The sequence below is a fragment of the Tsukamurella pulmonis genome (assembly GCF_900103175.1).
Taxonomy (GTDB): domain Bacteria; phylum Actinomycetota; class Actinomycetes; order Mycobacteriales; family Mycobacteriaceae; genus Tsukamurella; species Tsukamurella pulmonis.
This window is the reverse complement of sequence record NZ_FNLF01000002.1, coordinates 2500896-2523602: the sequence shown is the minus strand read 5'-3', so window position 1 is coordinate 2523602 and position 22707 is coordinate 2500896. Positions and strand designations below refer to the sequence as shown.

24 protein-coding genes are annotated in these 22707 nt (G+C 69.2%); 20 read left to right on the top strand and 4 right to left on the bottom strand.

Annotation, left to right across the window (positions count from 1 at the left end):
- Window positions 1-108 precede the first annotated feature (108 nt).
- The 9 genes from BLQ62_RS12395 (at window position 109) to BLQ62_RS12355 (ending at window position 8095) form a co-directional block, all read left to right on the top strand.
- A complete protein-coding gene (locus BLQ62_RS12395; RefSeq protein WP_068567463.1) occupies window positions 109-1380 on the top strand; it encodes an APC family permease in 1272 nt (423 codons plus the stop codon).
- Window positions 1381-1399: 19 nt separating this feature from the next.
- Window positions 1400-1699: an Rv3488 family transcriptional regulator gene (locus tag BLQ62_RS12390; RefSeq protein ID WP_068567686.1), complete on the top strand. Its 300-nt coding sequence runs from the start codon at window positions 1400-1402 to the stop codon at window positions 1697-1699.
- A 61-nt stretch (window positions 1700-1760) separates the two neighbouring features.
- Window positions 1761-2144, top strand: coding sequence for an ArsR/SmtB family transcription factor (locus tag BLQ62_RS12385; protein WP_068567456.1), 384 nt, complete (start codon window positions 1761-1763; stop codon window positions 2142-2144).
- The gene (gene arsB, locus BLQ62_RS12380; RefSeq protein ID WP_083350806.1) at window positions 2141-3256 is read left to right on the top strand and encodes an ACR3 family arsenite efflux transporter; all 1116 of its coding nucleotides are present in this window, start codon (window positions 2141-2143) and stop codon (window positions 3254-3256) included. The genes BLQ62_RS12385 and arsB overlap by 4 nt, the downstream gene beginning before the upstream one ends.
- Window positions 3256-3705, top strand: coding sequence for an arsenate-mycothiol transferase ArsC (locus tag BLQ62_RS12375; RefSeq protein ID WP_068565160.1), 450 nt, complete (start codon window positions 3256-3258; stop codon window positions 3703-3705). Before arsB ends, BLQ62_RS12375 begins: the two co-directional genes overlap by 1 nt.
- Window positions 3706-3745: 40 nt before the next feature.
- Window positions 3746-4405 (top strand): arsenate reductase ArsC, encoded by a 660-nt coding sequence (locus BLQ62_RS12370; protein ID WP_068565163.1) that lies wholly within the window; start codon window positions 3746-3748, stop codon window positions 4403-4405.
- A 118-nt stretch (window positions 4406-4523) separates the two neighbouring features.
- The gene (locus BLQ62_RS12365) at window positions 4524-5945 is read left to right on the top strand and encodes an FAD-dependent oxidoreductase (RefSeq protein ID WP_068565166.1); all 1422 of its coding nucleotides are present in this window, start codon (window positions 4524-4526) and stop codon (window positions 5943-5945) included.
- A 226-nt stretch (window positions 5946-6171) separates the two neighbouring features.
- The gene (locus tag BLQ62_RS12360; protein WP_115391354.1) at window positions 6172-7677 is read left to right on the top strand and encodes a SulP family inorganic anion transporter; all 1506 of its coding nucleotides are present in this window, start codon (window positions 6172-6174) and stop codon (window positions 7675-7677) included.
- A gap of 10 nt (window positions 7678-7687) precedes the next feature.
- A complete protein-coding gene (locus BLQ62_RS12355; protein ID WP_068565170.1) occupies window positions 7688-8095 on the top strand; it encodes a MerR family transcriptional regulator in 408 nt (135 codons plus the stop codon).
- A 543-nt stretch (window positions 8096-8638) separates the two neighbouring features.
- On the opposite strand, the gene BLQ62_RS12350 is transcribed toward BLQ62_RS12355, so the two are convergent.
- Window positions 8639-9154 carry an HAD family acid phosphatase gene (locus tag BLQ62_RS12350; RefSeq protein WP_231857581.1) on the bottom strand — a complete coding sequence of 172 codons (516 nt, stop codon included), beginning with the start codon at window positions 9152-9154 and terminating at the stop codon, window positions 8639-8641.
- Window positions 9155-9449: 295 nt separating this feature from the next.
- On the opposite strand from BLQ62_RS12350, the gene BLQ62_RS12345 reads away from it, so the two are divergent.
- Window positions 9450-9941 carry a DoxX family protein gene (locus BLQ62_RS12345; protein ID WP_068565174.1) on the top strand — a complete coding sequence of 164 codons (492 nt, stop codon included), beginning with the start codon at window positions 9450-9452 and terminating at the stop codon, window positions 9939-9941.
- Between the two features lie 102 nt (window positions 9942-10043).
- Window positions 10044-11237, top strand: coding sequence for an FAD-dependent monooxygenase (locus BLQ62_RS12340; protein WP_160126318.1), 1194 nt, complete (start codon window positions 10044-10046; stop codon window positions 11235-11237).
- A gap of 269 nt (window positions 11238-11506) precedes the next feature.
- On the opposite strand, the gene BLQ62_RS23335 is transcribed toward BLQ62_RS12340, so the two are convergent.
- Window positions 11507-11794 carry a hypothetical protein gene (locus BLQ62_RS23335; RefSeq protein WP_139184195.1) on the bottom strand — a complete coding sequence of 96 codons (288 nt, stop codon included), beginning with the start codon at window positions 11792-11794 and terminating at the stop codon, window positions 11507-11509.
- Window positions 11795-11852: 58 nt separating this feature from the next.
- Between BLQ62_RS23335 and BLQ62_RS12335 the strand changes: the two genes are divergently transcribed.
- The 3 genes from BLQ62_RS12335 (at window position 11853) to BLQ62_RS12325 (ending at window position 15494) form a co-directional block, all read left to right on the top strand.
- On the top strand, window positions 11853-12341 hold the full coding sequence (locus tag BLQ62_RS12335) for a hypothetical protein (protein WP_068534335.1): 489 nt from the start codon (window positions 11853-11855) through the stop codon (window positions 12339-12341).
- Between the two features lie 178 nt (window positions 12342-12519).
- A complete protein-coding gene (locus BLQ62_RS12330) occupies window positions 12520-14892 on the top strand; it encodes an ATP-binding cassette domain-containing protein (protein WP_068565178.1) in 2373 nt (790 codons plus the stop codon).
- A gap of 35 nt (window positions 14893-14927) precedes the next feature.
- Window positions 14928-15494, top strand: coding sequence for a vitamin K epoxide reductase family protein (locus BLQ62_RS12325; protein WP_231857582.1), 567 nt, complete (start codon window positions 14928-14930; stop codon window positions 15492-15494).
- Window position 15495: 1 nt separating this feature from the next.
- Here the strand turns inward: BLQ62_RS12325 and BLQ62_RS12320 are convergent, their stop codons facing one another.
- Window positions 15496-16731, bottom strand: coding sequence for an MFS transporter (locus BLQ62_RS12320; RefSeq protein WP_068534341.1), 1236 nt, complete (start codon window positions 16729-16731; stop codon window positions 15496-15498).
- A gap of 84 nt (window positions 16732-16815) precedes the next feature.
- Between BLQ62_RS12320 and BLQ62_RS12315 the strand changes: the two genes are divergently transcribed.
- The 4 genes from BLQ62_RS12315 (at window position 16816) to BLQ62_RS12300 (ending at window position 20233) form a co-directional block, all read left to right on the top strand.
- Complete coding sequence (locus BLQ62_RS12315; RefSeq protein ID WP_068534343.1) at window positions 16816-17493, top strand: FadR/GntR family transcriptional regulator; 678 nt, start codon at window positions 16816-16818, stop codon at window positions 17491-17493.
- Between the two features lie 30 nt (window positions 17494-17523).
- Window positions 17524-17940 carry a hypothetical protein gene (locus BLQ62_RS12310; RefSeq protein WP_083350805.1) on the top strand — a complete coding sequence of 139 codons (417 nt, stop codon included), beginning with the start codon at window positions 17524-17526 and terminating at the stop codon, window positions 17938-17940.
- 83 nt (window positions 17941-18023) lie between these two features.
- Window positions 18024-18647, top strand: coding sequence for a DUF305 domain-containing protein (locus tag BLQ62_RS12305; protein WP_068565183.1), 624 nt, complete (start codon window positions 18024-18026; stop codon window positions 18645-18647).
- A 194-nt stretch (window positions 18648-18841) separates the two neighbouring features.
- Window positions 18842-20233, top strand: coding sequence for an ICP22 family protein (locus BLQ62_RS12300; protein ID WP_068565184.1), 1392 nt, complete (start codon window positions 18842-18844; stop codon window positions 20231-20233).
- Here the strand turns inward: BLQ62_RS12300 and BLQ62_RS12295 are convergent.
- A complete protein-coding gene (locus BLQ62_RS12295; RefSeq protein ID WP_068565186.1) occupies window positions 20230-21387 on the bottom strand; it encodes an iron-containing alcohol dehydrogenase in 1158 nt (385 codons plus the stop codon). The genes BLQ62_RS12300 and BLQ62_RS12295 overlap by 4 nt on opposite strands.
- Window positions 21388-21414: 27 nt before the next feature.
- On the opposite strand from BLQ62_RS12295, the gene BLQ62_RS12290 reads away from it, so the two are divergent.
- Both BLQ62_RS12290 and BLQ62_RS12285 read left to right on the top strand, forming a co-directional pair.
- Window positions 21415-22173 (top strand): VIT1/CCC1 transporter family protein, encoded by a 759-nt coding sequence (locus BLQ62_RS12290; RefSeq protein ID WP_068565188.1) that lies wholly within the window; start codon window positions 21415-21417, stop codon window positions 22171-22173.
- 9 nt (window positions 22174-22182) lie between these two features.
- The gene (locus tag BLQ62_RS12285; RefSeq protein WP_068534354.1) at window positions 22183-22701 is read left to right on the top strand and encodes a gamma carbonic anhydrase family protein; all 519 of its coding nucleotides are present in this window, start codon (window positions 22183-22185) and stop codon (window positions 22699-22701) included.
- The last annotated feature ends 6 nt before the right edge of the window (window positions 22702-22707 follow it).

Genomic DNA, 22707 nt, shown 5'->3' with positions numbered 1-22707 from the left:
GTGAACTGGTGACGAACATCCGGGCAACGACTCCACTGCATCCGATATCGGATCTAGATATCGGCTACCGTTCTCGGTTGTACGGCAGTCGAGCGGAGGCGTGCAGAAATGGCTACAGGGGCGGCGAACAGCGGGTTGGCGCGTCGACTCGGTGTCGGTGATGCGGTGGTGATCGGGCTCGGGTCGATGATCGGTGCGGGGATCTTCGCCGCTCTCGGGCCCGCGGCGGCCGCCGCGGGGTCCGGGCTGCTGGTCGGGCTTCTCGTGGCAGCAGTGGTGGCGTATTGCAACGCGATCGCCTCAGCGCGATTGGCGGCGCGATACCCCCAGTCGGGCGGCACCTACGTGTATGGGCGTGAGCGCCTGGGGCCGTTCTGGGGCTACCTGGCCGGGTGGAGCTTCGTGGTCGGCAAGACGGCGTCGTGTGCGGCGATGGCGCTGACCGTCGGCGCGTACGCGTGGCCCGAGCACGCCCGCGCTGTCGCGGTGGCCGCCGTCGTGGCGCTGACCGCGGTGAACTGCCGCGGGGTGCAGAAGTCGGCGATCCTGACCCGGGTGATCGTCGCCGTGGTACTCGCTGCGCTCGCCGCGGTGGTGCTCTCCGCTATCGGGGCCGGCGCCCTCGACGCCGGCAGGTTGGCGATCGGTTCAGATGTGACCGTGTACGGGGTGTTGCAGGCGGCGGGGTTGTTGTTCTTCGCCTTCGCCGGGTACGCGCGGATCGCGACGCTCGGCGAAGAGGTCCGGGATCCGCAACGCACGATCCCGCTGGCGATCCCGACAGCGCTGGGCCTGGCGTTACTGGTCTACGCGGCGGTCGCCACGACCGCGCTCGCAGTTCTCGGTCCGGACGCGATGGCCACATCGGTCGCACCGCTCACCGACGTCGCCCGCGCGACCGGCGTGCCAGGGCTGGCGGTAGCTGTCGCGATCGGGGGCGCCGTTGCGGCGCTCGGGTCGCTGCTATCGCTGACCCTCGGCGTCTCGCGCACTACCCTCGCGATGGCCCGCGACGGACACCTCCCCGCTCCGCTGGCGGCGGTGCATCCGCGGTTCCAGGTGCCGCACCACGCCGAGATCGCCGTCGGGGTCGTCGTCGCTGCGCTGGTGCTCGCGGTCGACGTGCGCGGGGCGATCGGCTTCTCCTCGTTCGGCGTCCTGCTCTACTACGCCATCGCCAACGCATCAGCGTGGACACTCAGCCTCGACGAGGGCCGCCCCGCGCGACTGATACCTGTCGTCGGGGCCGGCGGGTGCGTGCTGCTCGCGTTCACCCTGCCCTGGCAATCGGTCGCGGCCGGCGCGGTGGTGGCAGGGCTCGGTGCCGCCGTCTACGTGATCCGTCAGCAGCTCTCGGGCAGGCGAGGCGACGTTCGGTAGGGTGCCCGACATGGACCTGGTGCGCGAACTTCTGCGCGGCGCTGTGCCGGTCCATATCCTGCACCATGCCGCCGAAGACGGCGGTGTCTACGGCGCGTGGATGGCCGAAGAACTCGCGCACCACGGCTACCGCATCTCACCCGGAACCCTCTATCCGCTGCTGCAACGCCTCGAAGACGGCGGACTCCTTCGCTCCTCAGAGCACCTCGTCGACGGCCGGGTGCGACGCGTCTACACAGCCACCTCAGCCGGTGTCGAGGAACTCGCCCGCCTCCGTGTCGTGATCAACGAACTGTCCGGGGAGATTCTCGACCGCTGAGCCCGTCGCGGCGGACGGCGACCATATTGCGTTCGAGATCGACGTCTGTCAATATTGATGTGTGTCGAATTCGATTCCGTTGACCGAGGTGACCGTGCGGTGCTCACCGCTGGTCCGTGAACCCCTGTCGGAAACCCAGTCCGTCGATCTGGCGGCGGTGTTCAAGGCTCTCGCTGACCCGATCCGGTTGCGGTTGTTCAGCTTGATCGCCAGCCACGAGAATGGCGAGGCCTGCGTCTGCGACATCTCGCCGGCCGTGGACGTCTCGCAGCCGACGATCTCCCATCACCTCAAGGTCCTCAAGACTGCGGGGCTGCTCGAGTCCGAGCGCCGCGCCTCCTGGGTGTACTACCGCGTCATCCCCGAAGTCCTGTCCTCGCTCGCCGGGATCCTGCAGTCCGGCGAACCCGCCACCAGCGCCACTTCGATGGAGGTTCTTTCGTGACCAGCCCCGCAACAGCCGCCGAGCATCAGCCGGTCGTCGGCAAACTCTCCACCCTCGACCGGTTCCTGCCGGTGTGGATCGGCGTCGCCATGGTCGCCGGCCTGCTGCTGGGCCGGATGATCCCCGGCCTGAACACCGCGCTGGAGAAGATCCAGGTCGACGGCGTCTCGCTGCCGATCGCCATCGGCCTGCTGATCATGATGTACCCGGTGCTGGCGAAGGTCCGCTACGACCGCCTCGATACCGTCACCGGCGACCGCAAACTCCTCCTCGGCTCGCTGCTGCTGAACTGGGTCCTCGGCCCGGCGCTGATGTTCGCCCTCGCCTGGATCTTCCTGCCCGACTTGCCCGAGTATCGGACGGGTCTGATCATCGTCGGCCTGGCCCGGTGCATCGCGATGGTGATCATCTGGAACGACCTGGCCTGCGGCGACCGCGAGGCGGCGGCCGTGCTGGTGGCGCTGAACTCGGTGTTCCAGGTGATCATGTTCGCCGTCCTCGGCTGGTTCTATCTCTCGATCCTGCCCGGCTGGCTCGGTCTGGAGCAGACCACGATCAGCACCTCACCGTGGCAGATCGCCAAATCGGTGCTGATCTTCCTCGGCATTCCGCTGCTCGCCGGCTACCTCTCGCGCCGGATCGGCGAGAAGACCAAGGGCCGCGACTGGTACGAAGCGAAGTTCCTCCCGAAGATCGGGCCGTGGGCCCTGTACGGGCTGCTGTTCACCATCGTCATCCTCTTCGCGCTCCAGGGTGAGCAGATCACCTCCCGCCCGTGGGACGTCGCCCGGATCGCGGTGCCGCTGCTGGTGTACTTCGCGATCATGTGGGGCGGCGGCTACCTGCTCGGCGCCGTCATGGGCCTGGGCTACGAGCGCACCACCACGCTCGCGTTCACCGCCGCCGGCAACAACTTCGAGCTCGCCATCGCCGTCGCGATCGCAACCTACGGCGCCACCTCCGGCCAGGCCCTCGCCGGCGTCGTCGGACCGCTCATTGAGGTGCCGGTCCTCGTCGGCCTCGTCTACGTCTCACTCGCCCTGCGCAAGCGATTCCCCCTCACCCCGTCCTCCGCTGCGACCGCAGCTGATTCGTCCAGGAGTATGAACTGATGCCCGACAACCAGACCAAGCCTGATACCGAGACCGAATCGGGCACGCCGAGTGTTCTGTTCGTGTGCGTGAAGAACGGCGGCAAGTCGCAGATGGCCGCCGGTCTGATGCGTAAGACCGCCGGCGACGCGGTCGCCGTGTACTCGGCCGGCACCAAGCCCGGGTCCGCGGTCAACGGCCTGTCCGCCGAGTCTCTCGCGGAGGTCGGCGTCGACATCACCGGTGAGACCCCGAAGCCGATCGACCCCGATCTGCTCTCCCGCGTGGACCTGGTGGTCACCCTCGGCCGCGAAGCGGTAGTCGAGACCCCTGACGGTGTGGCGCTGGTCAACTGGGACACCGACGAGCCGTCGGAGCGGGGCATCGACGGCATCGAGCGGATGCGCCTGGTCCGCGACGACATCGCCGCCCGCGTCACCGCGCTGGCAGCCGAACTCACCACCCGGTAGCAACCCAGCAGGCCGGGATCGGACGAACGGGAGCATAGGAATGAACGCCACCACCGAACCGGCCGGCACACCGGAACTGCTGATGCCGCAGGCGCTGCTCGCCCGGACCGCGGAGCGGCTCGCGGTCCAGTACCGCGGGATCGTCTCCGAGCAGACCGTCGAACGGGTCGTCTTCGAGTCCTACACCGCGCTGCGGCGCACCGCCCGCATCCACACCCACCTGGTCACCCTCGCCGGCCGGTTCGCCGCCGAACGCCTCACCGCACTCGCGCAATCCACGGGTGCGACCAGCAAGACGGTGCCGGAGGTGCTGTTCATCTGCGTGCACAACGCGGGCCGCTCGCAGATGGCCGCCGCCCTGCTCACCCACCACGGCGGCGGGCGGGTGCACGTCCGCTCCGCAGGCTCGCTGCCTGCCACGGCGATCAACCCGGTCGTCGAGCAGGCCATGGCCGAGGTCGGGCTCGACCTGGCCGCGGAGTTCCCCAAGCCGCTCACCGACGACGTGGTCGCGGCCGCGGACGTGGTGATCTCCATGGGCTGCGGCGACGCCTGCCCGGTCTACCCGGGCAAGCGGTACCTGGACTGGCAGGTCGCCGACCCCGACAACCACCCCATCGAGACCGTCCGCCTGATCCGCGACGACCTCGACCGCCGCGTCCAAGCCCTCCTCACCGACCTCCTGCCGGCCACCACCTGACCCACCCGACCCGCCCCGTCTCTAGATCTGGTCGACCGCCCGGCCTTCGCCGCCGTCGGCCGTGTTCCGCCTGCCCTGCTCATCTCGCCTGTGTTCTTGGAAGGGAACGAAAACACCCATGTCTGCACGCAAGATCATCGCCATCGGCGGTTCGGACGCCGGGATCTCCGCGGCCCTGCGGGCCCGCGAACTCGACCCCACCAGCGAGGTCACCGTGGTCGTCGCCGACGCCTACCCGAACTTCTCCATCTGCGGCATCCCGTACTACGTCTCCGGCGAGGTCACCCACTGGAGCAACCTCGCCCACCGCACCGCCGCCGACCTCGCCGCCACCGGCATGACCGTGCACACCGACACCCTCGCGACCGCGATCGACGCCGCCGGGCACCGCCTCACGGTCACCGGCCCCGGCGGCGCCACTCGCGACCTCGACTACGACGCCCTCGTCATCGGCACCGGCGCGGTATCGGTGCGGCCGCCGATCACCGGCCTCGACCGCCTCGGCGCTGACGATGGTGTGCACCTGCTTCACTCGATGGGCGACACCTTCGCCGTGATGAACACCCTCACCGCCAAGGATCCGAAGACCGCGATCATTATCGGCGCCGGCTACATCGGCCTCGAGATGGCCGAAGGGCTCACCGCCCGCGGCATCCACGTGACTCAAATCGAAGCCCTGCCCGAGGTGCTGCCCACCGTCGAACCTGAACTCGGCGCCCTCGTCCACACCGAACTCGTCCGCAACGGGGTCGACGTCCGCACCAACACCCTGGTCACCGCCGTGAACCGCACCGCCACCGGCGGGCTGGCCGTGACCACCGAACGTGACGGCGAGACCGACCAGTTGACTGCTGATCTGGTGCTCGTCGTCGTCGGCGTGCGCCCGGACACCGAGCTGGCCGCCAAGGCCGGGGCCGAGCTCGGGGTCAAGGGCACGATCGCCGTCGACGAGCAGATGCGCACCAACCTGCCGGACGTCTTCGCCGCCGGCGATGCCGTGCACACCCACCACCGCCAGCTCGGCATCACCTGGCTGCCGCTCGGGACGACCGCGCACAAGCAGGGCCGCGTCGCCGGCGAGAACGCCCTCGGCGGCACCGCCCACTACACCGGATCCCTCGGCACCCAGGTCGTCAAGATCTTCGACCTCGTCGCCGCCCGCACCGGCCTCAAAGAGACCGAAGCCCTCGCCGCCGACCGCGGCTGGGTACCGGTGTCGACGACCTCCACACCGGACGATCACAAGGCCTACTACCCGGGCGCCACACCGATCAGCATCCGCATCACCGGCGACCAGAACACCGGCATCCTGCTCGGCGCTCAGCTCATCGGCCATCGCACCGCGGAGATCTCCAAGCGCGTCGACACCTACGCCACCGCCCTGCACCACGGCATGACCATCGACGCCCTCTCCGAACTCGACCTGTCCTACACCCCGCCGCTCGGCTCCCCGTGGGACGCCGTGCAGGTCGCCGCCCAGAACTGGGTCCGCGAGCACCAGCTGCAGCATCAACGCAGCGCTCTTACGTTCAATCGGTAATCACTCCTTCCGACGACAGCGATCATCGACACACACTGACGAGGTCGCAGTCGTAAGGAAGATCCACTGCAACGCGGGCCGCTCGACACCCACGGATGAAACTCCCCTTACGGGAGGGTAGGGTCTGATGCAGCTTGCGCGGACGACCGCGCACCGTCACCACCCACCCGTCGCACCGTTGCTGTGCAGTGCCGTGCGACCGATTCACGGAGGATCCCCGATCTCGATGGCAGTACAGACGCGTGTGAAAGAGGCCGTGCAGGGCAGCGATGTCGTTGCGGCGCTGCGGAGCCCGAAACGCCTCAAAACCGAGTCCCTCGCCGGTCTCGTCGTCGCATTAGCGCTGATTCCGGAGGCGATCTCGTTCTCGATCATCGCCGGGGTCGACCCGCGGGTCGGGCTGTTCGCCTCGTTCACCATGGCGGTGACCATCGCGATCGTCGGTGGGCGGCCGGCGATGATCTCGGCGGCGACCGGTGCGATCGCGTTGGTGGTGGCGCCGATTTCTCGTGAGTACGGGCTGGACTACCTGCTGGCGACGGTGATCCTCGCCGGGATCCTGCAGGTCGTGCTCAGCGCACTGGGGGTGGCGAAGCTGATGCGGTTCATCCCCCGGTCGGTGATGGTCGGCTTCGTCAACGCCCTGGCGATCCTGATCTTCCTGGCCCAGCTGCCACACATGACGGACGTGCCCTGGCTGGTGTATCCGATGATCGCCGCAGGCTTGGTCATCATGGTCGGTCTGCCGAAGCTGTCGAACGCGGTGCCAGCACCCCTGGTGGCGATCGTGCTGCTCACCGCTATCACCATGGCCTTCGGCCTGGGAGTACCGAACGTCGGCGACGAGGGCGAGCTGCCGAGCACCCTGCCGCAGTGGCTCATCCCCGATGTCCCGTACAACCTGGACACCCTGAAGTTGATCGCCCCGTACGCGATCGCGATGGCCCTGGTCGGCCTGCTCGAATCGTTGATGACCGCCAAGCTCGTCGACGACATCACCGACACCCACTCCGACAAGACCCGCGAAGGCTGGGGGCAGGGCGTCGCGAACGTCATCACCGGATTCTTCGGCGGCATGGGCGGCTGCGCGATGATCGGCCAGACCATGATCAACGTCAAAAGCTCCGGCGCGCGGACCCGGATCTCGACCTTCCTCGCCGGCCTGTTCCTGCTGATCCTCGTCGTCGGACTCGGAGATCTGGTGGCGCAGATCCCGATGGCCGCACTGGTCGCCGTGATGGTGATGGTCGCCGTCGGCACCTTCGACTGGCACAGCATCGCCCCGGCGACACTGCGGCGGATGCCGCGCAGCGAGACCGCAGTCATGATCGTCACCGTCGCGATCACCGTCGCCACCCACAACCTGGCGTACGGCGTGATCGGCGGCGTCATCGTCGCGACCCTGCTGTTCGTCCGCCGCGTCGCCCACTTCACCGAGGTCACACCCACCGCATCCGACAATGCGGGCACCCGCACCTACCGAGTGCGCGGCGAACTGTTCTTCGCCTCCAGCAACGACCTGGTCTACCAGTTCGACTACGTCGACGACCCCGAGCACGTGATCATCGACCTCTCCGACACCCACGTCTGGGACGCCTCCACCGTCGCGGCCCTCGACGCGATCGAGACCAAGTACCGCAACAAGGGCAAGACAGTCGAGTTCATCGGCCTCAACCCAGCATCCGCGGAGCGGCACGGACGGCTCAGCGGCCACCTCGGCGGCGAACACTAGGCTCACGATCATGGCTGACGAACCCGAAGGCGGCCGGCTGCTGCAGATCGGCCAAGTCGCCGAAGCAACTGGACTGTCGCTCAAAACGATCCGGCACTACGACGAGATGGGGCTGGTCGCCCCGTCCGAACGCAGCCCCGGGGGCTTTCGCCTCTACACCGCGGCCGACGTCGAACGCCTGCTGGTGATCCGCCGCATGAAACCCCTCGGCTTCACTCTCGAGCAGATGCGGGACCTGCTCGCCGCCCTCGACACCCTCGCCGACCCGGCAGCAACCGCCACGGTGCGGGCCGACGCCACCGCTTTCGTCGATCAATGCTCCGACGCCGCGCAGCAGCGCTGCGCCGAACTCCGAGCCCAATTGGCGATCGCCGAGGAGTTCGCGAACACACTCACCGCCCTCGCCGGCCGCCACTGACCCACAAGCTCGGCGCGTGAGGTCCGCGCGGCCGACCGGGGTGAGCCGCAAGGGTGGCTACGTGCCCGCGAGAACGTCATCGAGATGCATCGACGCGACGTCACGGGCCTGGGTGGCGGTCCTGTGCCCGACAAGTACGCTTACGCCCATCGATCCCGACGATCTGACGATTTGCGACAAGTAGATTGAGAAGGCGCACCGTTTCAATTCTCAATCGAGTTGACGCAACGCAGGTCAGAGCGGTGGGAATGCGTCAAGTGGAATGAGAAGGGACAGATGGGTTCGTCGCAGTCGTCGGTTGCTGCGCCCGAGGCGCTGCAGTGATCCGGCGTTTCCCTCGTCGGCGTTCGTCCGCACACTCTCCGCCGCGTCACCCTTGCGCGGCCCTGCTGTGGGCGTCCGTCGAGATCGCCCGCCGTTCGGCATGCTGAGCGTGTCGTTGCGCGGATCGCCCCGCCCGCCGCTTCCCCGGGCTCCCGCCTGTCCACGCCATAACGTCACTGTGACGAAAAAGTGGGTTCGGGGAGTCTGCGCGGCGAACGATTACTGCAGGGTCTCGTCGTAGTCCGGGAGCTTGAACGCCTTCTCGTAGTCGCCGCCGGTGAAGTCTCCGGGCCGGTTCCCCACGTTGGCAGTGATCGTGTACCCCTCGGCCGCGTACTTCGACCGGCAGGCCTGCTTGCTGTCCGTCGCATGGCGGGCCGTCCGCGGCGTCCGCGGGCACATCGCGTCCACGGGATAGCCGACCGCGGTCACCGCGGCGGTGGCACTGTCGGCGTTGGTGCGGTATGAGGCGAACAGAACCGCGAAGCCGATGTCCTTGGCATGGCGTGCGAAATCGAGCACCTCCGGCGTTGCGGTGCCCGGGCGGTAGTCGGTCTGCAGCGCGGTGTTGTCGATGTCCAGCACGATGGCCAGGCGTTCGCCGCCCTGCTGCTTGCGCTGGTCGAGCCACGCGGTGCCGCCCGACATGGCGGCCTGGACATCGGCGCGCCACGTGTCATAGCTCGGCGTCGCGGCGTGCGCCGCGGCCGGCAGAACCGCAGCGGTGATGCCCATGCCGAGCACTGTCGCGGCGACTCGGCAAGCCGTTCGGGTGCGCAATGAAATCATCATGATCGCACTAGAACCGTCGCGCCCCACGGTTCGGCGAACTGTGGGCTCCGGGCCCGTGAACACTGGTGGACATTCCGGCCGGGCGGCTCCCCTCGGTTCGCGGCAGGGCGTCACGGCGCGGTCTTTTGTTGCGCGTGCGATTGATTGGGTCTAGCGTCCCCGCGTGACCCGTCCTCGGCGGCGCCGCGGTTCCGATGTGCGCGTTCGTCTCCCCTTATCCGATCGTGCGAGGAGCATCATGGCCATTCGAGTTCGCGACGCAGGATGCCTGCTGCTGCGGTGGGGAATCGCGTTCGCGCTGATTCCTCACGGGTGGAACAAGCTCACCAACTGGGGTTACAGCGGGACCGTCGACAACTTCGCTCAGACCGGGACGCCGGTACCGAACGTTACGGCGGCCTTCGCGATGGCGGTCGAGATCGGTGCCCCGGTGCTCCTGGTTCTGGGGTTGCTCACCCCGCTCGCGGGCGCCGGCATCGTCGCCGTGATGGCGGGAGGACTGCTCACCGCGCCTGATCATCTCTTCGCGGCCGGCGGTGGGCTCATCCCTTGGCACACCGCCGGCGCGGCATTGGATCAGGGCACGGGGCTGCTCGATGAGCAGTGGACCGGCGCCTCGGCGTTCCTGTTCCTCTTGCTCGGGCTCGCGGTCCTGATCACGGGTGCCGGGCGGATCAGCGTGGATCGCGGCGTGTTCCAGAACAATCGGTGGCTTGCGCCGCGTGAGTGAGACGCTCGCCACGTCGCCTTGCGCCTCCCTGATGCTAGGTTAGGCTAACTATCATTATTGGCCTGGGGCGCACTCGCGCCGAATCTGTCGAAGGGGATGCGCGTGGAAGCGATTCGGGTCGCGGTGATCGGCGGCGGGATCGGCGGGCTCACCGCCGCTCTGGCGCTGGAGTCGAGCGGGCTGTCCGTGACCGTCTTCGAGAAGGCGCGCGAGCTGCGGGAGATCGGCGCCGGAGTGGTGGTGCGGGCGAACGGCATCCGCGGACTGGCGGCGATCGGTGCCGACGGTCCGGTGCGGGAGGTGGCGCAGCCGGTCCCCTGTCGACCGCCTCGCATGTGGCAAGGCGAGTCGCTCTCGCCCGACGGCGACGCTCAGGGGAACGGCACGCTCGAGAGCACCATCGTCTATCCGGCGCACCGGGCGGAGCTCCAACGCGCGCTGCATGATCAACTCGCCTGCGGCGCGGTGCGGCTGGGCCACGAGCTCGAGGTCCTCGCCGAGGACGCGGACGGTGTCGACCTCCGGTTCGGCAACGGGCATCGCGAGCGATTCGACCTGGTGATCGGCGCCGACGGTATCCATTCGGTGGTCCAGGGCTTCATCGGCGAACCCGTGGTGCCGGAGAACCAGGGCATCATGGCCTATCGGGCACTGGTGCCCACCGAACGCATCAGCGGCGCGGAGACCGCGCGGCTGTGTCAGTGGCTCGGCGAGAGCAGGTACTTCATCACCTACCCCGTCGCGCGCGGGCGTCTGCTCAACGTGGTCGCGTCGGTGCCGAACACCCTTGCGCCGGGAGCGTGGTCAGGGCCGGGGAACGTGGCGGATCTGGCGCGGGAGTACCAGGAATGGCACCCCGAGGTGCGTGCGGTCATCGCTGCGGTGGAGTCGACCTTCGCGTGGGGCATCTACGACCGTCCGGCCCTCACCGGGTGGACCAGCCCCCGGGTCGCGTTGATCGGCGACGCGGCCCATGCGATGGCCCCGTATCTCGGCCAGGGGGTCAACACGGCCATCGAGGACGCGGTCACCCTCGGTGTGCTGCTGCGCGGCATCGGCCTCGACGAAGTCGCATCTCGCCTGCGCCTCTACGAGGACATCCGCAGGGACCGCACGCACCGCATTCAGGACGGCTCGCGCCGCATGGGGCGCATCTACCGGGACGGTTCGCTCACCGTCGACGACCGGCGGGACCGGATGGCGGCGGAATTGCGCGGTGGCGGCTGGCTCGCCGGCCACGACGCTGAGGCCACGGCGCGCGAGTGGCTGGACCAGCGGATACGCGTCGCAGGATGACTCCGCGGTGCGTCCGTCCGTGTGTCCACGCGCAGGGCTCTCGCTCGGAGGCGATCGCTTCTCCACCCGGCCCCACTCCCCTCATCCGTGATCACCTATCACTGTGGTTGCAATAGCAATACGCCGCCTTCTATTCTTGTGACGCACGTCAATTCGCGATCGAAGAAATGGGATTTCGTTCGTGTGGGCAAGGAGGGTTTCATGGGCAGGCACAGTCGTAACGAAATGGCGGCGCCGTCACGGCCGGATGTCTCGCTCGAGGAGACTGTTCAGTTCAGCCTGCCCGGCTTGATCCCCTCTCGAGCGTCGTCCGCGCTGGCGAGTTCCGACACGCGGCAAATGGCCATAGATTCAATTTCGAGAATGATCGATTTGATCGACATGATCGACAATTCGCCCGATCCGCGCGCGGCCCGTCGCGCCGCGCAACGCGGATCATTCGTCGACTTCCGCCAGATCGCTTCGGCGGGTTCGCGTTTCGCGCAGGCGGCGGCCGCGAGGGTGCGGCACCCCGTCAACGGCCGGCATCGATTGCCAGGAGAATTCGAGCGCGACACGCCCTCTTACGGGGGGAACAGTAACCGTCGATGGTCGGATAACGCTATTGTTAACACCATGACCAATGATGACCTCTCCGTCCTCAAGCGCGCGCAAGAACTCGTTCGCAAGCACGATGAGGAGTTGCGCGCCCAGCGGGTCGAGCGCGAAGGCCGCGTGCGCCAGACCGGCTCGCTGATCGCCACCTACAGCGCGGACTGCGCTCTGCGCCTCGCGGAGCTGCTGGACTTCTCGCAGAAGGACGGCCCCGTCGACAAGATCAAGTGGCAGCTCTCCGCCTCCGGGGAGAAGTTGATCTCGTTCAACCCCGAGGACAACGACCTCATGGTCGACGTGCACCGGATGCCGATGCTCGTCACCAACGTCGAGGGCTACACGGTGGGTGTGCAGCACCTCCTGGGCACCGACGTCTACCTCTTCGGCCTCACCGACGGCGCCGACAACTGGAGCGGCTTCGAGGATCTCGAGGGCTTCGGTCGCGCGACGCTCACGCCGGGCAACCGGTACAAGTGGACCGACGTCGAGCTCTCGCAGTACAACGACTGACTCCGCTCCCCCCGTTCACGAAGTCGGGCGCGCCGTAGGGCGCGCCCGACTTCTCTGCATTCCGGCCGCGATCGGTGACGGCGGATCGGTTGTGAACGACCGGTTGCGGACGGCGACGACGCGACGCGCGCCGTCGGTACGCTGGTGCGGTTGCCGCACGAGGTCACCAGGAGCATTCATGCCGCAGTCCGTCCCGCACATCGCCGACAGCCACGAGAAGATCCGCGTGCACGGTGCCCGGGAGAACAATCTCAAGAACGTCAGCATCGAGCTGCCCAAACGCCGGCTGACCGTTTTCACCGGCGTCTCCGGGTCCGGGAAGAGCTCGCTGGTCTTCGGCACCATCGCCGCCGAGTCGCAGCGCATGATCAACGAGACCTACAGCGCGTTCGTGCAGGGATTCATGCCCACGCTCGCGCGACCGGACGTCGACGTCCTCGACGGATTGACCACCGCGATCATCGTCGGTCAGGAGCGGATGGGCTCGGACCCGCGGTCGACCGTCGGCACCGCCACCGACGGCAACGCCATGCTCCGGATCCTGTTCAGCCGCCTCGGCGAACCGCACATCGGTTCGCCCCAGGCCTACTCCTTCAACGTGGCGTCCGTGAGCGGCGCCGGCGCCGTCAAGCACGACAAGGGCGGCCGCGAGGTCAAGGAGCGCGTCAGCTTCAGCATCACCGGCGGCATGTGCCCGCGCTGCGAGGGCCGCGGCTCCGTCACCGACATCGACCTGACCGCCCTCTACGACGCGAGCAAGTCCCTGGACGAGAATCCGTTCACCATCCCCGGCTACAGCATGGAGGGCTGGCAGGGGCGGATCTACCGCGGCAGCGGCTTCTTCGACACCGCCAAGCCCATTGCGAAGTACGGCAAGCGCGAGCTCGACGACCTGCTCTACAAGGAGCCGACCAAGATCAAGGTGGAAGGGATCAACCTCACCTACGAGGGCATCATCCCCAAGATCCAGAAGTCGTTCCTGTCGAAGGACGTCGATGCGATGCAGCCCCACATCCGGGCCTTCGTCGAGCGCGCCGTCGCCTTCAGCGTGTGCCCGGAGTGCGACGGCACGCGACTGTCGGAGCTGGCGCGCTCCTCGAAGATCAACGGCGCCTCCATCGCCGACTGCTGCGCCATGCAGATCAGCGATCTCGCCACGTGGGTCCGCGGCGTCGACGACCCGTCGGTCGCGCCGCTGCTCGAGAGCCTGCGGTTCACGCTCGACTCCTTCGTGGAGATCGGCCTCGGGTACCTCTCCCTCGACCGCCCCGCCGGAACGCTCTCCGGCGGCGAGGCGCAGCGCACCAAGATGATCCGCCACCTGGGCAGCTCGCTCACCGACATCACCTACGTCTTCGACGAGCCGACCATCGGCCTGCACCCGCACGACATCGCCCGGATGAACGATCTGCTCCTGCGCCTGCGCGACAAGGGCAACACCGTGCTCGTCGTCGAGCACAAGCCGGAGGCCATCGCGATCGCGGACCACGTCGTGGATCTGGGCCCGAAGGCGGGCACCGCGGGCGGCGAGATCGTCTTCGAGGGCACCGTCGACGGGCTGCGGAAGGCGGACACCCTCACCGGCCGCCACCTCGACGACCGCGCGCGTCTCAAGGACGCGGTCCGCGCACCGTCGGGCGCCCTCGAGGTGCGGGGAGCCACCGAGCACAACCTCCGCGACGTCGACGTGGACGTGCCCCTCGGTGTTCTCACCGTGATCACCGGCGTCGCCGGATCGGGCAAGAGCTCGCTCATCCACGGGTCGATCAGCCCGCGGGAGGGAGTGGTCACCGTCGACCAGACCCCGATCAAGGGCAGCCGCCGGAGCAATCCCGCCACCTACACGGGGCTGCTCGATCCGATTCGCAAGGCCTTCGCGAAGGCCAACGGGGTCAAGCCGGCGCTGTTCAGCGCGAACTCGGAGGGCGCGTGCCCGGCGTGCAACGGCGCGGGCTTGATCTACACCGACCTCGGCATCATGGCCGGCGTCTCGACCACCTGCGAGGAGTGCGAGGGCAAGCGGTTCCAGGCCGCGGTGCTCGAGTACCGGCTGGGCGGCAAGGACATCAGCGAGGTCCTCGCGATGCCGGTCGCCGAGGCGCTCGACTTCTTCGCCGACGGCGAGGCGAAGATCCCGGCCGCACACAAGATCCTCGGGCATCTGGACGACGTCGGGCTGGGCTACGTCGGGCTCGGGCAGCCGCTGACGACCCTCTCCGGTGGCGAGCGCCAGCGGCTCAAGCTCGCGACCCACATGGGCGACAAGGGCGGCGTCCTGGTGCTCGACGAGCCCACGACGGGCCTGCACCTCGCGGACGTCGAGCAACTGCTCGGCCTGCTCGACCGCCTCGTCGAGTCCGGGAAGTCGGTGATCGTGATCGAGCACCACCAGGCGGTGATGGCCCACGCCGACTGGGTCATCGACATCGGCCCGGGTGCCGGGCACGACGGCGGTACCGTCGTCTTCGAGGGCACCCCGGCCGACCTGGTGGCGGACGCCCGCACCCTCACCGGCGAGCACCTCGCCGCGTACGTCGGAGGGCGAGCGTGACGGCACTGCCAGGTTCGTCGCCTACGATCGCTGGCGTGTCCACCACCGAGAACCGTCGCACCACCGGAATCCTGCTGCTCGTGACCGGCGTTCTGGGCCTCCTGGCCTCGGCGATGCTGACGATCGACAAGATCAAGATCCTGGAGGATCCGAACTTCGTCCCGGGGTGCAGCCTCGACCCGACCATCTCGTGCGGATCGGTGATGCAGTCCTGGCAGGGCTCCGTGTTCGGCTTCCCCAACCCGCTCATCGGGATCGCGTCGTTCTCGGTGGTGATCGTCGCCGGCGTGCTCACCCTCGGCGGCGTCGCGCTCCCCCGGTGGTTCTGGACCGGCCTCGCGATCGGCTCGGCCGCCGGGCTCGCACTCGTGATCTTCCTGATCTACTCGAGCCTGTTCGTGATCCACGCGCTGTGCCTGTGGTGCATGCTCGTGTGGACCATCATGCCGATCGTCCTCGCGACCGCGGTGGCCGCCGCGCTCGGCGAGAGGGCGACGCAGCAGGTCAAGCAACTGCTGGCCGCCCTCGTCCTGCTCTGGTACATCGTGGTGCTCACGCTGATCGCCGTGCAGTTCTGGGACTACTGGAGCAGCAAGTTCTGAGTCACCAGGTGTCTTCGAGCATGCGCGGCTTGCACGCCTGGTAGGCGCCGACGCCCAGTACGACGAGGCAGCCGAAGAGCATCAGGAACGGTGCGGTCCAGCCGTGAGTCGCCTCGTGCAGCAGGCCGAATCCGAGCGGTCCGGCGCACGCCGCGAGGTAGCCCACGCCCTGCATGAAGCCGGACAGCGCGGCCGAACCGGCGCCCGTGCGGGTGCGCAGGTTCACCAGGGTCAGCGCCATCGGGAACGTCGTCGGGCCGAGGCCGGCGGCGATCACCCAGAGCCACGTCAGCGTCGTCGGAGCCAGCAGCAGGCCGAGGAAGCCCACCACGAAGCAGCCGAGGAACACGATCACGAGCGGGAACGGGTTCGTCATGCGGGCGCAGATCCCGGGGATCACCAGGGTGGCGACGAAGCCGACGCCCGAGAACAGCGCGACCATGTTCCCGCCGAGGGCCGCGCTGCCGCCCGCGTCCGAGAGGATCGTCGGGATCCAGGTGAACATCGCGTACGTGTTGAGCGAGGTCATGCCGAACATCGCGGCAGCGCCCCAGGCCAGCGGCGAGCGCCAGATCCTTCCCTTGGGCTCGGCGGTCTCCTCGGCGCTGACGTCCTGCACGTCGTGGCCGCGCCGCGCGAGGACGATGCCGAGCCACGGCAGGAACGCCGCGATCGGGATGATCGCCCAGATCGCGAGCGAGACCCGCCAGCCGTACGCGTCCGCGACGGGCACCGCGGCCAGTGCCGGCACCATGGTGCCCAGCTGCACGCACGTCAGGTACGCCGTGCTCAACACCGCGACGTTGTCGGAGAAGTACCGCTTGACCAGCGGCGGGAGCACGACGTTGCCGACGCCCATACCGATCAGCGCCAGGCACGAGAACGCCAGCAGCCCCAGGGTGCCGCCCATCAGCGACCGCACGCCGATGCCGATCGCGGTCGCCGTGACCGCCACCAGGGTGGTGCGCTCGAGGCCTATACGGCTGGTGAGGAACGGAGTCACGATCCCCGCTGCGGCGAACATCGCGGTCGGCAGCATGCCGAAGACGCCGATGATCGTCGCACCGAAGTGCAGGTCCTCGCTGATCCGCGTGAGCAGCGGCGTCAGGGATGTGACGGCCGTGCGCAGCGTCAGGGCGAACAGCACGATCGCCAGCAGAACGAGTAGTCGTCCCTGCTTCACGGATCGCACCATGCTGTGGTCGGCCTCCTGCGGCTCGGTCGCGATGCTGGTCATTCGCCCTCCTTACAGACGGGACAAATCATAGGATGAATGGATCTATGGCGGCAAGACGATTTCCGGCCGGATAGGATGACTGTGATGCAACCGGTACGTAGACAGACCTTGATAGCGCAGGTCACAGAACAGCTCCGCGGCGAGATCGCCAGCGGGCGGTGGCCCGTGGGCGGCCGCATCCCCACAGAGACCGAGCTCCGCGAGCTCACGGGGACCGCGCGCAACACGGTCCGCGAGGCCGTCCAGGCGCTGGTGCACGCCGGGATGCTCGAGCGGCGCCAGGGCTCGGGCACGTACGTGCTGTCGGCGTGCGCCACCTCCACGCTCGGCGATTACTTCGCCGCGGCGCGCGATACCGACCTGTTGGAGCTGCGCGAGGCGCTCGAGGTGACTGCCGCCGGTCTCGCCGCGGAACGCCGCGACGACGACGACGTCGCCGAGCTCCGCCGGCTCCTCGAAGCGCGCAACCGGCTGTGGGCCCCCGAGCAGGTGGACGCCGGGGCCGAGCGCGAGGCGATCGCGGCGGACCTGGCGATGCACCGCGGTGTGGTCGCAGCCAGCCACAATGCGATCTACCTCGAGTTCTACGATTCGCTGGTGCCCGTCCTGCAGGAGCACCTGCAGGAGTTCCCCGTCGGCTCCGCCACGTCGTACGAGTGCGCCCACATCGCCGTCATCGAGGCCGTCGCCGACGGTGACGCGCCCGCCGCTCGCGCCGCCGCGCGCGAACTCCTCGCGGAGGTACGGCTCCGGGAGCGCTGAGCAATACCCCTCTGGGGTATCATTCGGTGCGTGCGGAACCTGCGGAGCGGAAGATCGTCGGCCACCACGGCCGTCGTGCTCGGTTTCGCCGTCCTGCTGATGCATCTCGGCATGCCGCCGGCGGCCGCGACCGCCGCATCCGTGGGACCGTCCGCGACCTCGCACGGCATGCACCGCGCGACGCCTGCGGACGCGGCGTTCTCCCCCGCCGAGCACGGGACTTCGGTCGACAAACAGAGTCTCGACGCCGTCCACGACCACGAGTCGCACGACTGCGCCGGCACCGTCGTCGTGCACAAGCAGGTGGCCCCGCCCGCCCTCGTCGCCGTCCTCCCCCTGCCCGACGGCGCCCCCGACGTGACCCCGGCGACGCGCGCCGCGCTCGCGCGCGGTCCCCCGCCCTGGACGGTCCACGACCTCGCCCAACTCTGCGTTCTTCGAGTCTGATCGACGCCCGCGCGCGGCACTGACCGCCGCGGCGCGCCGACCCGCACCAACAGACCCGAGAAACTCCACGCAGAGGAACAACCATGACCGTTTCCCGTATCCGCATCGCCACCGTCCTGTCCGCCGTCGCCGCCGGCGCGACCCTGCTCGGAGCCTGTGGCTCGGGCGAGACGCCCGACGCAGCACCCTCGAGCGCCGCGTCCGCCGAGCACGCCGGGCACGGCCCGGCCGCGCCGTCGTCGTCGAGCCCGGGGGTGAACGCCCGGTTCAACGATGCCGACGTCGAGTTCGCGACGATGATGTACCCGCATCACGCCCAGGCCGTCGAGATGGCGAAGATGGTCGCCGGGAAGGACGCCGGCCCCGAGGTCGTCGCCCTCGCGGACGAGATCGAGGCCGCACAGCAGCCCGAGATGGACGCCTTCGCCCGGCTCCTGGCGCAGTGGGGCGAGCCCGCCCCCAGTGCGACCATGGAACACGCCATGGACGGCATGATGACGCCGGCCCAGATGGACCGGCTCGGCACCCTTCGCGGCGCCGAGTTCGATCGCGAGTGGCTGACCATGATGATCGCCCATCACAAGGGCGCCATCACCATGGCCGACGCCGAGCTCGCCCGCGGGGTCAACCCCGAGAACCGGAAGCTCGCCGAGGAGATCAAGCGCGGCCAGCAGGCCGAGATCGCGCGCATGGAGAAGCTGCTGTAGTCCGCTTCCCGACGGGTCGGGCGCGGTGATCGACCGCGACCCGTGATGCCTCCCGAGCGCCCCCGCACCCGTGGTGCGGGGGCGCTCGCCGTCGTCGGCACGCGGAACTCCGTCCTCCGGCTTTGCGATCCGAACGGATCGTGCACAATGATCCGCGTACTACATCTCTCGTGCTTCGAGAAAGGGAGCAGACGATGACGACGAGCCATGCCCTTCGGCGACGCAGACCGATCGCCCTGGCGGTCGCGGGAACCGGTCTCGCGGGCGCGCTCGCCCTCACCGGAGGCGGCGTGGATCTGCTCGCCGCGGTCGCGGCGAAGACCGTCATCGTGGTCGGCGGTGCGAACGACCCCACCGGCAAGGACCAGTGGACGCGCATCGGCGGTCAATACACCGGCCCGGCACCGGTCTTCGTGCAGTATCCCGCCGTGTTCGGCGTCGGCTTCCCGGGCTTCGCCCTGAGTAGCGACGGCGTGCACACGTACGCCCGGTCCATCGACATCGGAGCCACCGCCACCGTCGACGCCATCGCCGCGGCGAAGCAGAACCCCGACGAGGAGGTCGTGGTCTACACGATCTCGCAGGGTTCCGACGTCGTCGGCGTCGCGGTGCTGCGCTACGGCAGGGATCATCCGCGCCCCTCGGACGGCTCCGCCGGGCTGACCTTCGTCGAGCAGGGCGGCCCGAGCTTCATCCGCTCCGGCGCCTGGAGCGTGATCCCCGCGGGCATCCCCGGTCTGCACGCCGGGCCGATCCGCAACGACGGAGCATCGGGAGCGACCGTCGTGAGCATCTGCGTCAAGGGCGACATCGCCTGCGGGATGGGGCTCGATCCCGTCAGGGCGATGGTGTACCTCGTTCCGGGGTTCCTGATGCACGGCACCGTCTACACCGCTGAGAACATCGGCCGCTACTCCCCGCTCACCGGCGAGGCCTTCACCCCCGGCTCAGTGGCAGAGGCTCCCGTCGCGACGCGCACCGAGTTCCGCGAAGCGCGCACGGTCACCGTCGACACCTACGCCGACGGCACGATCAAGCGCACGTGGATCGAGGACGGCACGACGTGGGTCTCGATCGACCAGGGTGAGAACCCGTGGGGATGGTTGCTGCGCCGCAGCGGTCTCGACGTGCCGCTCGCCTTCGATCGGCTGCTGAGCGCGGTGCTCCCGGTACCCGAGCCGGGCGAGAGCGGACTGGAGCCGGTGCTGTCCTCGTCGCCGACGGTGGGCACGGTGCACGATCCGGCGCCGTCGCCCGCCCGCCACCGGGAGGACCGGCCCGATGCCGTGCCGGTCGCGCAGTTGCTCGCCGCGTCCTCCCCGGAGAGCCCCCTCGACGGGCCCACCGCGGACGGCGCCGTGCCGCCGATGTCGTCGACCGAGGGCGGCGAGGCCTCGCCCACGATGGACCCGGTGGACGCCGACGACGCGGCCGAGGACGCCACGGGCGCGGACCCGGCCGACGGCACCGAGGGCGATGCTCCGGTGGCCGAGACTCCCGGTGCCGACGATCAGGACGCGACGGTGCCGGACACGACGGATGACCGGGAGGGTGAGGTCGCGCCGGAGACCCCCGCCGCGGCCTAGCCGTAGACCTCGGCGTAGAGCGCGACGATCTCCGCGGCATCGGGGACGCGCGGGTTGTTGCCCGGCGACCCCGATGCCAGCGCCTGCTCGGCCATCAGGGGCGCGAGATCGTCCCAGCGCGCCCGGTCGATGCCGTGCGCCCGGGGCGTCGGCACCGCCAGGTCGGCGCAGAGCTCCTCGATGGCATTGACGAGACCCTGCGCGAGCGCGCCATCGGAGTCCCCGGTCAGGCCGTACGCGCGGGCGCAGTCCGCGTACCGCGACGGCGCCGCGTCCACCGAGAACCGCATCACCGCCGGCAGCAGCATCGCGTTCGAGAGTCCGTGTGCCACATGGAAATGCGCGCCGATGGGCCGGCTCATCCCGTGCACCAGCGCCACCGAGCTGTTGGAGAAGGCGATCCCCGCCTGCGTCGCGGCGAGCATCATCGCCTCCCGGGCAGCGCGATCGGTGCCGTCGGCGTAGGCGGAGCGGAGGGTGGCGGAGATCGTGGAGATCGCGGTCAGGGCGAAACCGTCGGCGAACGGATTGGCCTTGCGGCTGACGTACGCCTCGATCGCGTGCGTCAGCGCGTCGACACCGGTGTCCGCGGTGAGCCGGGCCGGCATCGAGAGCGTCAACTCGTAGTCGACGATCGCCGCGATCGGCAGGAACGCGGGGCCGGGGCACAACATCTTCTCGTCGCTCGCGCTGTCGGTGATGATGCTGAACTGGGTCGCCTCGCTGCCGCTGCCCGCCGTCGTCGGGATCGCGATCACGGGCAGTGCCGGGCCGACGGTGACCGTGGGCGCCTTGTAATCCCGCATGGTGCCGCCGCCCACGGCGAGCACCGCCAGGGCCTTCGCCGTGTCCAGCGGGCTCCCGCCACCCAGGCCGATGACGCAGTCCGCGTCGTGCGCGCGCACCACGGCGAGGCCGGGATCGAGGGATGCGGTCGTCGGATCGGGGACGGTGCCGTCGAACACGGCGACCTCGCAGCCCGCCTCGGTGAGCGCCGCGACGAGGCGCGCCGCGGTGCCCTGCGCCGTGAGGAAGGCGTCCGTCACCACCACCGGGCGGGTGTGCCCGAGGTCGCGTACGAGCCGGCCCGCATCGGCGAGGGCGCCGCCCCCGACCACGAGCCGACGGGGAAGTCCGATCTGCGCTGCCGTCATGCTCCGAACGTACCTACACTTGCCCCCATGGCTGACAGGATCGGCGAAGGCGCTGGGGCGAGCGATGATTCGACGGTGGGCGGTGGCGGGCACGCCTTCGAGCCGCACCACGACGCGGTCGGCGACCGGCTGAACTGGCTGCGCGCCGGCGTCCTCGGCGCGAACGACGGCCTGATCTCCACCGCGGGCATCGTCATGGGCGTCGCGGCCGCGACCGGGGACTCCTCCGCGATCCTCACCGCGGGCATCGCCGGCCTGACCGCCGGCGCCGTCTCGATGGCGCTGGGCGAGTACGTCTCCGTGAGCACGCAGCGGGACACGGAGGTGGCCCTCATCGCGAAGGAACGCGCCGAGCTCACCGCGATGCCGGAGGACGAACTCGCGGAACTCGAGGGGATCTACCGCGCCAAGGGGCTCACGCCGGAGACTGCGCGGCGGGTCGCCGAGGAGCTGACGGCGCACGATCCGCTGCAGGCGCACCTCGACGCCGAGCTCGGGATCGACGAGGACAACCTCACCAGTCCCCTCGCCGCGGCGGTCTCGTCGGCGATCTCGTTCAGCGTCGGCGCGGCGATCCCGATCCTCGCGTCCCTGGTGCAGGCGCAGCGCATCCTCGCGATCGTCATCGCGGTGCTGGTCGGTCTCGCCCTGACCGGCTACGTCTCCGCGCGACTCGGCGACGCCGACGTCCGGCGGGCGACCGCGCGGGTCGTGCTCGGCGGCCTGATCGCGATGGCGGTCACCTACACGGTCGGTAAGCTCCTCGGGACCACCGGAATCGCCTAGGAGGCACACGTGATCGCTCGCTTCGGACAGCTCTCGCCCCGCATCGCCGAGACCGCCTGGGTGGCGGAGTCCGCGACGGTCATCGGCGACGTGGAGCTGGCCGCGGGCGTGGGCGTGTTCTACAGCGCGGTGATCCGCGGCGACATGGCCACGATCTCCGTCGGCGAGAACAGCAACGTCCAGGACGGGGTCGTCATGCACGCCGACCCGGGGATGCCGCTGACCGTCGGTGAGCGCGTCTCCATCGGGCACAACGCGGTGCTGCACGGCTGCACCGTCGGCGACGACGTGCTCGTGGGCATGGGCGCGACGGTCCTCAACGGCGCCGTGATCGGCGCGGGCAGCCTCATCGCGGCGAACGCCCTCGTGCCGCAGGGCATGGAGATCCCGCCGGGGTCCATGGTCGCGGGCGTTCCGGCCAAGGTCCGCCGCGAACTCAGCGAGGCCGAGCGCGCGGGCATCACCGCCAACGGCGGCGCCTACGTCGAACTGACCAAGGCCCACGCCCGGGAGACCGGCGAGGCCTGAGCGCGG